Origin of the sequence: Desulfogranum marinum, assembly GCF_016918565.1 — a bacterium.
In the GTDB taxonomy this organism is placed as follows: domain Bacteria; phylum Desulfobacterota; class Desulfobulbia; order Desulfobulbales; family Desulfobulbaceae; genus Desulfogranum; species Desulfogranum marinum.
The window spans coordinates 293,949-307,043 of record NZ_JAFFQD010000001.1 but is presented as its reverse complement, the minus strand read 5'-3'; the positions used below and the strand labels follow the sequence as shown (position 1 = coordinate 307,043).

15 protein-coding genes are annotated in these 13,095 nt (G+C 47.5%); 6 read left to right on the top strand and 9 right to left on the bottom strand.

All coding sequences use genetic code 11. The annotated features are described in order from the left end of the window. Window positions 1-478: 478 nt before the first annotated feature. Entirely contained in the window at window positions 479-1,876 is a 1,398-nt protein-coding gene (locus JWH17_RS01325; protein ID WP_205220747.1) for a sigma-54 interaction domain-containing protein, read from the bottom strand. A gap of 269 nt (window positions 1,877-2,145) precedes the next feature. Between JWH17_RS01325 and JWH17_RS01320 the strand changes: the two genes are divergently transcribed. The 6 genes from JWH17_RS01320 to JWH17_RS01295 all read left to right on the top strand — a co-directional run bounded on the left by JWH17_RS01320 (window position 2,146) and on the right by JWH17_RS01295 (window position 6,732). Further along, window positions 2,146-2,562 (top strand): DUF302 domain-containing protein, encoded by a 417-nt coding sequence (locus JWH17_RS01320; RefSeq protein ID WP_205220746.1) that lies wholly within the window; start codon window positions 2,146-2,148, stop codon window positions 2,560-2,562. 50 nt (window positions 2,563-2,612) lie between these two features. Continuing rightward, the gene (locus JWH17_RS01315; protein ID WP_205220745.1) at window positions 2,613-3,656 is read left to right on the top strand and encodes an arsenic resistance protein; all 1,044 of its coding nucleotides are present in this window, start codon (window positions 2,613-2,615) and stop codon (window positions 3,654-3,656) included. Then, window positions 3,653-4,156 carry a universal stress protein gene (locus JWH17_RS01310; RefSeq protein WP_205220744.1) on the top strand — a complete coding sequence of 168 codons (504 nt, stop codon included), beginning with the start codon at window positions 3,653-3,655 and terminating at the stop codon, window positions 4,154-4,156. The genes JWH17_RS01315 and JWH17_RS01310 overlap by 4 nt, the downstream gene beginning before the upstream one ends. Window positions 4,157-4,548: 392 nt before the next feature. Then, window positions 4,549-5,199, top strand: a complete 651-nt coding sequence (locus tag JWH17_RS01305; protein WP_205220743.1) for a peroxiredoxin — start codon at window positions 4,549-4,551, stop codon at window positions 5,197-5,199. 820 nt (window positions 5,200-6,019) lie between these two features. Next, on the top strand, window positions 6,020-6,250 hold the full coding sequence (locus tag JWH17_RS01300; RefSeq protein ID WP_205220742.1) for a hypothetical protein: 231 nt from the start codon (window positions 6,020-6,022) through the stop codon (window positions 6,248-6,250). Window positions 6,251-6,393: 143 nt separating this feature from the next. Then, window positions 6,394-6,732: a hypothetical protein gene (locus JWH17_RS01295; protein ID WP_205220741.1), complete on the top strand. Its 339-nt coding sequence runs from the start codon at window positions 6,394-6,396 to the stop codon at window positions 6,730-6,732. A 210-nt stretch (window positions 6,733-6,942) separates the two neighbouring features. Here the strand turns inward: JWH17_RS01295 and ureG are convergent, their stop codons facing one another. The 8 genes from ureG to urtE form a co-directional block, all read right to left on the bottom strand. Next, window positions 6,943-7,557 (bottom strand): urease accessory protein UreG, encoded by a 615-nt coding sequence (gene ureG / locus JWH17_RS01290; RefSeq protein WP_205220740.1) that lies wholly within the window; start codon window positions 7,555-7,557, stop codon window positions 6,943-6,945. 216 nt (window positions 7,558-7,773) lie between these two features. After that, entirely contained in the window at window positions 7,774-8,451 is a 678-nt protein-coding gene (locus JWH17_RS01285; protein ID WP_205220739.1) for an urease accessory protein UreF, read from the bottom strand. After that, a complete protein-coding gene (gene ureE / locus JWH17_RS01280) occupies window positions 8,441-8,893 on the bottom strand; it encodes an urease accessory protein UreE (RefSeq protein ID WP_205220738.1) in 453 nt (150 codons plus the stop codon). The genes JWH17_RS01285 and ureE overlap by 11 nt, the downstream gene beginning before the upstream one ends. A gap of 19 nt (window positions 8,894-8,912) precedes the next feature. Next, window positions 8,913-10,616 (bottom strand): urease subunit alpha, encoded by a 1,704-nt coding sequence (gene ureC, locus JWH17_RS01275; protein WP_205220737.1) that lies wholly within the window; start codon window positions 10,614-10,616, stop codon window positions 8,913-8,915. 3 nt (window positions 10,617-10,619) lie between these two features. Continuing rightward, window positions 10,620-10,931, bottom strand: a complete 312-nt coding sequence (locus JWH17_RS01270; protein WP_205220736.1) for an urease subunit beta — start codon at window positions 10,929-10,931, stop codon at window positions 10,620-10,622. 204 nt (window positions 10,932-11,135) lie between these two features. Then, on the bottom strand, window positions 11,136-11,438 hold the full coding sequence (locus tag JWH17_RS01265) for an urease subunit gamma (RefSeq protein WP_205220735.1): 303 nt from the start codon (window positions 11,436-11,438) through the stop codon (window positions 11,136-11,138). Window positions 11,439-11,526: 88 nt separating this feature from the next. Next, window positions 11,527-12,390 (bottom strand): urease accessory protein UreD, encoded by an 864-nt coding sequence (locus JWH17_RS01260; RefSeq protein ID WP_205220734.1) that lies wholly within the window; start codon window positions 12,388-12,390, stop codon window positions 11,527-11,529. A 4-nt stretch (window positions 12,391-12,394) separates the two neighbouring features. After that, window positions 12,395-13,090: an urea ABC transporter ATP-binding subunit UrtE gene (urtE, locus tag JWH17_RS01255; RefSeq protein ID WP_205220733.1), complete on the bottom strand. Its 696-nt coding sequence runs from the start codon at window positions 13,088-13,090 to the stop codon at window positions 12,395-12,397. Between the last annotated feature and the right edge of the window lie 5 nt (window positions 13,091-13,095).

Genomic DNA, 13,095 nt, shown 5'->3' with positions numbered 1-13,095 from the left:
TCTCAATTGCGGTGAGTTGAGATGATTCTTGAGCATATTCAAAAAGAAGATGTTTCTAGGCACATTCAGGGATTATTCAGGGGTAATGCGTGGCGTTACAAGGTTTAGAATGAATCGAAGTCGTTTTTTCAACAGAAAAACTAAGTTTCTATTTTGTGGAAAGGTGTTGTCTTTAGGGAAACCTGCTTCCAGAGACATTGTATAAACAAGATGAGGAAGGTAAATATTTGACCCTTTGCTGCGCTAACAATCAAAATTATAAGTTATATTGAAATATATAATTACTTGTTCCAGGCAAAAATGAACAATTTCAGAACCAGAAAACAAATTTGATTAAAAGATTACGATTATTCGACAAATGGATTTTATTTGATCACAGTCTGTACAAAGGACAGGCGTGTATATTTGGCGATATCCTCGTAGGGGCGGACGGCTGTCCGCCCGTTGATATGGCTTTGAACCAATGAAGTGTGGTCAGTTAAGGCCGTTGTAAAGGTATCTCCCATTTTTTCATATATTTCCAGACCGAGGTGTGGCTGACGCCTAGTCTGCGAGCCACTTCCGCCTTACTCCAGCTGCAATCCTCCAGCAGTGTAATCAGTTGCTCCTTTGAAAGTTTTTCTCGTGAGCCTGCCATGGGAGGTGCCGCCACTGGATGTGGTATGGTGTTTCTTCCAGGTTGGCGAAGGTGCTCGGGCAGGTCCTCCCTTTCTATTCTGTCGCCGTTGCAGAGTACGAACGCGTGCTCCATAGCGTTTTCGAGTTCCCTGACATTGCCAGGCCAGCGGTGGTCCATGAAAATTCGCATCACCTCCCGTGACGTATCCACTATATGTTTGCCGGTATGGGCATTAAATAGCTGAATAAAGTGAGTCGTCAGTAGTGGGATGTCTTCCTTACGTTCGCGGAGCGGCGGAATACGAATGGGAAAAACGTTAAGCCGGTAGTAGAGATCTTCCCTGAAGGTTCCTTGAGCCACCATTGATTGGAGGTCTTGGTGCGTCGCTGTGACGATGCGGATGTTGATTTTCCGGGTCTTTGATTCTCCGATTCTCTGGATTTCTCGTTCCTGGATAGCCCGCAGCAATTTGACTTGGATGAACGGGCTGAGCTCGCCTATTTCGTCGATGAAAAGTGTACCGTCTGTAGCCTCCTCAAACCGACCTGTGCGGCTTTGAATGGCACCTGTGTAGGCACCCTTGATGTGACCGAACAGCTCGCTTTCGAGCAAACTTTCCGGCAAGGCGCTACAGTTCACCGTTACCAGGGGGTGTTCTTTTCGTTCGCTGTTGTAATGGATGGCTCCGGCTATCAGCTCCTTACCTGTGCCACTCTCGCCCTGGATAAGCACTGTCGCTTCACTGGCTGCTGCTAAACGGACGGCCGTAAAAACATCGGTCATGGCTTTGCTTTTTCCGATGATATTGTCCAGCTGGTGGATTTCTCCCAGCTTCATTGACGCTTCTTCCGCTTTTTTGCGCGCTTCGTTCAGTTCGGTAACATCGGTGATAGTCTCTACTATGCCGATCACCTTTCCGCTGTCGTCTCTGACGACGCTGGCATGCTTAATAACCGGCACATCATGCCCGTCTTTATGCAGCAATCGGCACTCTTTGGCTCCTGAAGAGCCTTTTTCAAGAATATTACATCTGTTTATATCGGCTGGGCAGGTTTTGCCGAAACAGCGACTGCAATTGAGGAGTGCACATGTCTGGCCTATGGCCTCTTCGGCTGTATAGCCGCTTATTTTTTCCATGGAACTGTTCCATGAGGCGATGCGGCCGGTGTTGTCCATGGTGAAGACACCATCTGCCATGGAGTCGATGATCCTGCGGATCAGTCTGCTGTCCCATAAATCGGACTTTACAGATAGCATACCATACCTCCGTTAAAGAGAACGTTACCGTTACCTTGGGTAACGTTACTTGTGTGTTCCTTTACCATGATCATATTTCGCAAGACGGTCAATAAAAATAATTTTCAATAACAATTCAGTGAGATAGGGGCGTTCTGCTAAACTGGAACAGAAATTGGAAATAGAGCCCTAAACCGTAAGATTGTTGCCCTTTCGTTTTGGGCCAAGAGAAAACCCGGCGAATGGAAACCGAACACCATCGCCAAAAAGATTCTTAAAGGAGCTAAATTATGAGTGTTGCCGATACCCTTTATGCCGTGGAAAGCGAGAAAAGTGTTGCTGAATTTGTAGAAGATTTTGGGGCTGTCGTCGTTGCCAATGATTTTGTTATTAAAAATAAGTCCACAATGAATATGAAGGAAACCTTTGCTGCCCTTGGCGGTGAGGTCCCGGAAGATTTTGACCTGCATATGATCCAGGTGTGCAAACCCAACAAAGCGGACAAGAGCCTCGCTGCCAATCCGGAAAGGGCTATACTCATGCCGAAGTTCGTCCATGTTTTTAATAAACAAGGCAAGACCCAGGTTCGCTACCTGAGTCAGACCTCAGCGCATGTCGCCGAACTTGTCCCCGGCGATTCTACATTTCCGGAATCGCTCATGCAGACCTTCGGTATAATCCGTTGGATGATCGATCAGGCCAGGTAGTCACCTTTGCCTATCAGTATCCCCCCTGCAACTATTTATAAGGAGAGAACATGTTTACCACACTGCAATTCATACAGAAAAATCTCGTGTATGTCATTCCGTTGTCAATGATCTGCGGGCTCATAGGAGGGGGCTATATCTTTGACGCGGGTCCCCTGAAACAGCTGATTATTCCCATCACGTTCCTTATGGTCTATCCGATGATGGTCACCTTGAATGTCAAATCGATCTTCAAAGGCCATGATATGAAGCTGCAGTTCACCACCCAGATCATTAACTTTGTTCTCGTCCCTATTATTGTTTTTTCAATCGGGAAGATTTTTCTGGCAGGAGCAGCCGAAAAATATGGTCTCTGGGCGGTAGGGCTCTTTTTGATTGGCGTTCTTCCTGCTTCCGGCATGACCATATCCTGGACAGGCTTTGCCAAGGGCAACAAGGAAGCAGCAACAAAGATGCTTGTTTTTGGATTACTCATCGGCTCGGTAGCGGCGCCGGTATACACAAAGGTTTTTATGGGAGCAACTGTTGATGTGGATATTTTCCATATGTTCAAGCAGATCTGTATCTTTGTTTTCGTGCCGTTAGCTATGGGCATTTTAACCCAAAATTATCTGGTAAAAAAACATGGGAAACAGCTTTGGATGAATGTCTATAAACCAAAATTCCCGCCCATCTCAGCTTTAGGTGTCACCTTGATCGCCTTTGTAGCCATGTCGTTGAAAGCGAAAAATATAATTGCAAACCCAGGGGACATTCTCACCATCGTTATTCCATTGATGGTCTTCTATTTCATTTCGTATGCACTGCTGACACTAACCGGCAGGATTTTTTTCAAACGTGAAGATGCCGTAGCTATGGTTTTTGGCGTGGTTATGCGCGACCTTTCCATTGCTTTAGCCATTGCGATGACCGCATTCAAGGAACAGGGGATGACCATTGCACTGCTCATTTCTCTGGCCTATGTCATCCAGATCCAGTCCGCAGCATGGTATGTCAAACTGGTGCCGTTTCTTTTTCGGGAAAAATCGGCAGACAGGAGTGAATTCGATGTCCCAGCTATGAAAAGTCGTCCAGTATACGAGGAAATATCATGAACCAATCACTTTTCAAAAGAATTCTTTATGCAACCGATATGTCTGATAATGCGGTGGTTGCAGCCCACTATGCCATGCGTCTTGCCCATGACAACAAGGCTCACCTTACTATTGTTAATGTGGCAACAGACATGGTCGAAGAAATGTCTATGAATATGAGGTACGACCTGGCTTCACACTGCGATAAGGGATTTTTGGATACCATCAACCAAGATGCAATCGATAAAAATAGAAAGGCCTTACTAGACAGGATTCATACTGTTTATACGGAAATTAAAAATACAATCCCGGATTGCGAGGTGGAACCGGAAGTGTCCATACGGGTGGGAAATGCAGCAGAACAGATAGTGCTGGAGACAGAAACGGATCATTCGGATCTTATTGTTGTTGGGGCCAGAGGACACAGTCTACTCGACGAAATACTCGTTGGAAGTGTTGCCAGGGGAGTGGTGAAAAGAAGCCATGTCCCGGTAATGACTATCCCGCTCGCTAACATGTAGCGTGTTTTCAATTGGATTTGGGCTCTGGTGTTGTCTTTTTTTCAACAACCTGACAAAGGGTGATTGGCAATCGACAACATCAATGGATACGCATGCAATTCTCTTCAACCAAGAGCTAAAACAGGGGCTGTGGATGGTCATCGTTCCTGGAAGAATCTGGATGGCGAAAGGGGCGAGCTCTCCACCAAATGATGGCTTTTTAATGTGCAGCCTATTTTTCATAAGTGATCAAAAATATAGAATTTAGGCGTTGCGCTTATGACAAATCTATAAGCTTAATGTGATAAAATTTACTGATATTCAGGATAGGGATTGCCTATCAGTAAATCGTGATTAGAATAATTCTTGTGAAAAATAGTTAACCCGTTAACTTAAAAGTAAAGGTGATAAAAATGGAAAATATCGAAGAGGCTACAATCACATTTCCTCAATTAAATAAACCTGCCCCTGATTTTAACGCAAGAACAACCCATGGCTTTAAAAAGCTGTCTGATTATAAAGGAAGATGGCTTGTTTTGTTTTCACACCCGGCTGACTTTACCCCTGTCTGCACAACAGAGTTTATGGCTTTTGCAAACCATCATGAAGAATTCCTGGCTGAAGGTGCAGATTTACTCGGTTTGTCAATTGACAGTTATTACAGTCATGTCGCCTGGGTACGCAATATTAAAGAAAAATTTGGCGTTGAGATTAATTTTCCAATTATTGAGGATTTATCAATGTCCGTGGCGAAGTCCTACGGGATGATTCATCCGGGAGCGGCAGACACTTCGGCGGTTCGGTCAACATTCATTATTGATCCGGATGGTGTGCTAAGAGCAATGGTTTATTATCCCATGACCAATGGACGCTCAATTCCAGAATTTCTACGGATTATTAGAGCATTAAAAGCTTCAGATAAACATAAAATAGCAACGCCGGAAGGGTGGCAGCCTGGTGATAAGGTAATCGTTCCTCCACCCCAGGACGCTGATGCAGCAGAAGCCCGTATGAGCGAAGGCTTTGAGTGTACAGATTGGTATTTTTGTAAAAAGGAACTGTAAGTATCAGAAAATATAAGATCACTGCTATGTGCGTTAGACTCGAGTTCAATCATGCATAATTAACCCGGAGAAATTTGGGATAAAGCATCGTATTCTTGTCCAGCGACTAAGTCCAGGTTGCATTTTGGGGCTATTTTGCAACTGGCACATTGCTCGTTCCTGTTCGCGATATCGATTTTGTACTTATTGTTTGGAGCTGTAGCAGGTGCTGTGTCATGATTAAAAAAATAAAAATAGACCCCGCCGAAAGGAGCGGGGTCTATTCAAGAAAAGCAGGGAGCATGTCTTTGCTTGAATCTTCTCTTCTATACAATAGCCCTGATAGTCTATTTTGCCTAAAGGCAATATCTCCTGTATACTACGATTCTAGTTTCTGCATTGCCACGAAAAACGGAGTCAGGCCACTTGTGAGCAATCAGCTGTCAAAAATAATGCCCAATTTTTACTAACCACATCAGACAATAAACAAGGAACCCAGACTTCATTTATCCTCTTCTACGCTGCCAAACAACCCCTATTGAAAAACCACAATAGGGGATTACATTTTATTGCATAAACTAACTTTCTAAGAGGGTATTTGATTGAAAGTGAACAACCTCTTTGCCTAGCTACAACCGCATAGTGTGACGGATTATTACCGATCGGTTGAGGGGCTGGGTTAATGCAACTGAGGTGACCAACTATGTTTACAGAACACAACCTATTAAAGGTACTACTCCCTCTCCTGGTTCTGCCGGCGTCATTTGCAACGCCTGCCTTAGCAAAGCCGCCTTTTCTTTTTTATTCACTCCTGTAGCTCAACCACAGTCAGGCTACCTGCATGAAGCGGGCATATGCCAGTGTTGCGTCAGAGATCAGCGGTAAGATCAGCAAACGAACAGACAATATTTCCCTGGTCAATGACGATTACAACATCGGGGTGCATTGCCGGAACACGGGCAAGAATAAGAGCTTTGTGACCATCGTGGTTGCCCACCGGACGAGCTTTAAGGAAGCCAAGGGCGTGGCACTGAACATCCGGGGAGGTATCAAGAGTGGAATCAATGAATGAATGGGGAAAACGAGAAAAAAAGAAGTGACTTGAAATGTTCTCGATATGGTCTAAAGTACTTGCTTTATGAAAGAAAAAATGCACAAGAGCGCAAAAAACACACCCCTTGATCGGAATACTAGCACTTCACAAAAGGATCATATATGCATCAAAAATTTCCCGAACGAGATTGGAAAAAATTAAGGTCTCTTAAAGACTCTGCTTTAGAGAAATTGAGCAACCGGATTATCGAAAAACTCAACAGTTTAATTGAATCTCGTGAAGGTGGAAGCCATAAAACGTATTTGCGGCTATGGGAAACTATGCGCGCGGAAGATAAAATAGTAGCAGCGTTATTTGATGATCTATCAAGAAGCTCAGCTATAATCACATTAGCTGGCTGGAAGACTCACGGAATTCTTTCTGATGATGACTTTAATGATTTCACCGAGGATACACAAAATCGTATCAACACCCTAATGGAAATTATGCAATCTGAATAACGAAAGAAAAACCGGGGTCAGAAAAACGAAAAAACGGGTCCAGGCCTCTTGAGTTGCCATAAACAAGGAATCCTGACTCCAGTTGGTTGCTATTATGCGGTCAAGCTCCGGAAATGATCTCCCATTGCTTCATTTTGGAGCTTAAAGCCTACGAACTATGTTCATAGGCTTTGGCTATATTGGAGGTGAGGTGATACGTTCCGAGAGGAATTAATCAATAAATAATCCCTCTCGAATAATAAATTTTTTGACTTCCTCAACGCCTGTCTCTGAGCGCATATTGGTGAAGATAAACGGCCTGTCGCCGCGCATTTTTCGAGAATCTTGCTCCATTACTTCAAGTGAAGCACCTACCATGGGAGCAAGGTCGATTTTGTTGATAACCAGGAGGTCTGACCGGGTGATGCCTGGGCCGCCTTTGCGTGGTATCTTGTCTCCCCCGGAAACATCAATCACATAAATCATCAAGTCGGCAAGTTCAGGGCTGAAGGTCGCGCTGAGGTTGTCACCGCCTGATTCTATAAATACGATATCAAGGTCCGGGAATTGAGCGGACAAATCTTCTACAGCCGCCAGGTTCATGGAGGCGTCTTCGCGTATGGCTGTATGCGGACAACCGCCGGTTTCGACTCCCACTATCCTGCCTGGTTCAAGAGCCTTGCTGTTGGTCAGGAACTTGGCATCTTCCTGGGTGTAGATGTCGTTGGTGACCACGGCCAGCGAAAATTCGTCTCGCATGTTTTTGCACAGTGCATCCAAGAGTGCTGTCTTACCGGAACCGACCGGGCCGCCGACTCCGATTCTCACCGGTTCTTTTGTCTTCATTGTATATCTTTCCTTTTATCTTGATGGGCACATATAAAGGCTGTCGTTTGCTCAAATTTAACATAGACGCGAGTAATAAATAGCTTCCGTCTTGCCCTCGTTCTGTAACTGTTTAGCAGTGCTCCAGATACGTACAAGCAGGCAGGATAACTATAGTAAAGCTATGTTTTCCTGCCTGATCGTGCGGTGCGTAGATGGGGTGCTGCTAACAGTTACTTACGATCTGAATAATCGCGTATATTGTGTTTCATGCAGGCATGAACCAATGGTAAACGCCGGGCACGAGCCTGCTATTTCTTCATCTTTTATTGCTAAACCTGCTTTCACCACCTCGGGGGTATGGGTGCTGAGGTAATGGAGTGCCTGTTGGCCGGAGGTTTGGCCAAGTGGGATGAGCTTGACTGCCGCCATCACCATGTTTTCAAGCCAGCTCCAAGTGTAGCCAAGTGCGGCATTCTGCAGGTTGATATCCCACCTCAAGGCTGCAAGGGCAAATCCGGCTAACTGGCATTGGCGGACGGCCTCGAGCCACTGTGGATCAGTTGTGTGGTCGAGCTCTTGTACAATCTTGGCCATAGCCCGGCCACGATTCATTTCTTCAAGCCGTAATTCTTTTGTTTCCCGGCAGGCTAGCGCGAATTCGCTCCAATGGAGAAAAGTGACTAGATCCTGCTTTTGGGCGGCGGCGTACAGTCTTTTGAGGAGCGGCAGTTCCAGTTCGACGAATCCGGAGTGGAGAATCGATTGCAGCCAGTCGATCAAACTCCGGTGGTCATGTACCCAGTCGCATTCAACCGCCCATTCAAGCCCTTGGGAATAGGTAAATCCCCCCGTGGGCAGAGAGGGACTCACCAGCTGCAGCAGCCGAAAGAGTGGCAACATTTCAGTGGCCATGGTGATGGCCTGTTGAGGCCCCCCCGTATGCCCCAGGTTCCGGCTCAAAAGGAACGGTGATTTGATTTACTTCGAGCCCAAGGCCACGCAGCATGTCGTCAAGCACATGGTCGTGCAGATAGCAAAGTCGGCCTGCCTCAATCTGGAGCGGCATATGCCGATTGCCCAGGTGATAACATGCTTTGGCAATAAGTAAAGGATCGTTGGATTCGACCACGGAAAGCAGCTCGTCCGCTGCTCGAACCTGGGCAACGGTTTGCTGAGTGGAAAGCAGCAGGTCGTTATTATGTAGAACCGTCCCTCTTTTTAAAACAAGCACTGCTTCCTGTCCGTTGTCGAGTGTCACCCGTTGTCTGCTTTTTTGTCTCAGGTCCAAAGGGAGAGTGAGGGTGGTGATCGGCTGCAGTCCGCAATCCGTAATTTTTTCGATAAATTCTATCATGGTGCGTCTTTGGGTAGGGTTAAAACAAAAAGTATCGCTGGGCCAACGGTAAGACGGCCGCAGGTTCACATACAAGTAACTGGCCGTCAGCCCTGACCTCGTATGTTTGCGGATCAACCTCTATGGTTGGCTGGTAATTATTGTGGATCATGTCTTTTTTAGTCAAGGATCGACATCCCTTACAATAGCTGAGCAGGCTTTGCAGCTGTAATTGATCCCCGATGCCCTGGTCATAAGCGGCTTTGGAGACAAAGCTAAGGGTCGTTGCATAGCGGCTGCCGCCGAGGGCGCCGAACATGGGACGATAATGCACCGGTTGGGGTGTAGGGATCGATGCATTGGGGTCGCCCATGGGAGCAGCTGCAATCATGCCGCCTTTGATGATCAGCTGGGGCTTAGCGCCGAAAAATTGGGGCTTCCACAGAACCAGGTCGGCAAGCTTGCCCACCTCGACCGACCCGACTTCATGCGCTATGCCGTGGGCAATGGCAGGGTTGATGGTGTATTTAGCAATGTAACGTCGTATGCGCATATTGTCGTTTTTACCGGTGTCTTCGGCAAGGCTGCCTCGTTGTACCTTCATCTTGTGGGCTGTTTGCCAGGTTCTGCAAATAACTTCACCAACTCTGCCCATAGCCTGTGAGTCGGAAGCAATCATGGAAAATGCGCCCAGGTCGTGAAGAATATCTTCCGCGGCGATCGTCTCTCTGCGAATCCGTGATTCAGCAAAGGCGACATCTTCAGCAATTTTGGGATCGAGATGGTGGCAGACCATGAGCATGTCAAGGTGTTCCGCGATCGTGTTAACCGTGTATGGCCTGGTAGGATTGGTTGACGAAGGGAGCACATTTGCAAGGCCGCACGCCTTGATAATATCCGGAGCATGTCCACCGCCCGCACCTTCGGTATGGTAGGTATGGATCGTCCGGCTTTTAAATGCTTCAATGGTATTTTCGACAAAACCGGATTCGTTTAAGGTGTCTGTGTGGATAGCGACCTGCACGTCATGGTCCTCGGCAACCCTTAGGCACGCGTCAATGGCAGCCGGAGTGGTTCCCCAATCTTCGTGCAGCTTCAGGCCCATTGCTCCGGCAAGTATTTGTTCGTCCAGGGCAGGCGTGAGACTGGCATTTCCCTTGCCGAGGTAGCCGAGGTTCATCGGCAGCTCATCAGAGGCCTGGAGCATGCGGTGGATATTCCAGGGGCCGGGCGTACACGTGGTGGCGTTGGTGCCCGTTGCCGGTCCGGTTCCGCCGCCGAGCATGGTGGTAATGCCCGACATCAGTGCCTCTTCCACCTGCTGGGGGCAGATGAAGTGGATGTGGGAATCCACTCCTCCGGCGGTTATAATCGAACCTTCTCCGGCAATGGCTTCAGTTCCCGGGCCGACCAGAATGTCAACTCCCGGTTGAACATCAGGGTTGCCAGCCTTGCCGATGGCGGCAATTCGCCCATCCTTGATACCTATATCAGCCTTGAAAATGCCGGTATGATCAACGATAAGCGCGTTGGTGATGACAACATCAACAACCTTGTCTTGTACCTCCTGGCATTGTCCCATACCGTCCCGGATTACCTTGCCGCCGCCGAATTTTACTTCATCGCCGTAAGTAGTGTAGTCCTTTTCCACTTCAGCAAACAACTCGGTGTCGCCAAGGCGGACCCTGTCGCCGGTGGTAGGGCCGAACATTTCCGCGTATGCCTTTCTTGAAATAGTCACCATCGCTTAATCCTCCAGTGCACCCATGATTTTTGCGTTAAAGCCGTAGACCTTTCTTTTACCGGCATAGGCAACAAGTTCGACAGTACGTTCCTGGCCGGGCTCAAAGCGGACAGCGGTCCCGGCTGGGATGTTGAGTCGATAGCCTTTGCTCTGCTCGCGTGGAAAATCAAGCGCTTCGTTAACTTCGTAAAAATGAAAATGCGAACCAACCTGAATCGGTCTGTCGCCGAGATTGGCAACCAGTAGACGTGTTGTTTCCCGGCCGGCATTTAATTCTATTTCCCCTTCTTTGCAGATTATTTCTCCAGGTGTCATCAATGTATCCCCCGTCTATGGGCCTGTTGATTTACTGTCTTTTCGCCCAATCTCTTTGTTATAATGAAAAAATAATCCTCGGAATATCAGATATATGCCTGTGGTTGTTTTTCATTATGCCTCGACCTTGAACGGAAATTCTAGTAAATCAACAGACTCAACTATAAATAGATATTGTTGTTAGGATTCTGTCGGGTGAGAGTCTTAAACTATAGGGTTGTGTACCGTAACCAGCTTGGTCCCGTCAGGAAATGTCGCCTCGACCTGTACGTCACCGATCATCTCCGCGACCCCCTCCATTACCTGCTCGCTGGTCAAAACTTCGCGGCCTTCATGCATCAGCTCTTCAACAGTCTTGCCGTCTCTTGCACCTTCAAGTATGGCCGCACTTATCAGAGCGATTGCCTCTGGATGATTGAGTTTTACTCCCCTTGCCAGCCGTCTTTCTGCAAGCAGGGCTGCGGTGAATAACAGGAGTTTGTCTTTTTCTCTTGGTGTCAGATGCATTATTTACCTCTCTCCATGATTTCGTTGTGTGAAAAAACAGGGATCACTCACTTTGATACTATTAAAGACGTCGTGCAGGGTAACCTAGTCACGTCGCCCAGATCCTTGGCGGGGTTGCTTCCCGTCCCAGTATGTGAGGTCGCACATGTTTCCATGCCATTAGAAACAGTTCTCCGGCTTGAACGGTGCTGGTGCCAAGATAGCGGACAATCAGCATGTCATCAAGGAGGGTTGCAGCCCAAAGATCCTGTTGAGAGTGAGCCAAGCGCTCCCTGAGTGACTCTAAGAGTGAGTTGTCGGCACCAGTGGCCACAAACGATCCGACAACCGGCTTGTTCTGCAGGAAAGCAGCCTGGAATGGCTTTTTTTCCTTGGTAATATTGAGCGCTTCCAGCAGCAGCGGTTTTTTATTTCTGTATATGTTTAATCGTATTTCAGCCTGCCCCTGCTCAAAATCCTTCCCGTTCACCGGTAAGCCGAGACAGTGTATTTCCCAGCCGAGAAAAGTTGCCGTATCTTCCAGGTGTACAGTGGTTTGCAAACGTGCTCTAGCGTCAGGGTAGTAGATTGTTTCTTGGGGCAGCCATTCAAGTGAAGTGCCTGCACATAGCTTGAAGTACTGGTTCTGCGCAGCCTGCCTGCCGTTGGTACGGTAAAACTTTGTTGCACCGGGGGTCGTGACCAGGAGTTGCCCTTTATTGTGGGTGGTTATGTTGAGTTCCAGGTGGTCACCACCGACAATCCCGGCAGGTGGATGTAGCAGATAAAGGTGGCAGAGTGATCCTTCGGGGTAGAAAGGGCTTTGTACTGTGAGCGGCCCTTTTTGCCTACTTTTGCTGATGATGCTTTTTTTCCCTTTTTTGCTGATTTCAAGATTGAGAGAGGCGTGCCACCCGCTGTTATGGGTACCGTTTTGGCAAATCGGCACCTCTTTTTGCGTAGTAAGGAGCATCGTTTTATACCGTGAGGTATTCCTTGACCATATGCTCATTGAGCTGTGATATCGCACCGGATTCTACGCAACGTCCCCTGTCCATGATGAAAAAATTATCTGCGACCATCCTCGCAAAAGGGAGTTTTTGCTCAACCAGCAGTACGGTCAAACCAAATTCCTTGTTAATTTTTTTTATGATCTGTCCTATTTCCTGAACAATATTTGGTTGAATCCCTTCGGTGGGCTCGTCGAGGATTAAGAGGTCTGGACGAAGAACCAGTGCTCGGCCGATGGCAAGTTGCTGTTGCTGTCCTCCGGAAAGATCCCCACCTCTTCTGCCAAGCATTTCTTGCAGCACGGGGAAGAGCTGGAAGACGAGTTCCGGTATTTCCTTGGTATCGCTTCGTGTTGCGCCGAGTCCGATGCGGAGGTTTTCTTCAACCGTGAGTAGTGGGAATATCTGGCGGCCTTGGGGTACATAACCAATGCCGGAGCGGGCCCGGAGTTCAGCGGCCTGTTTGGTTAGTTCCTGTTCCTGGTAAAGGATTGATCCGGAGCGAATGGGAAGTAATCCCATTATGCATTCAAGCAACGTTGTTTTGCCGACACCATTTCTTCCCATGAGTACGGTGCAACTGCCGGATTCAATATCGACGGTCAAGTCCCAGAGTGTATGGCTTTCTCCGTAATACTGGTTGAGCTTGTTAATGGAAAGCATGTAGC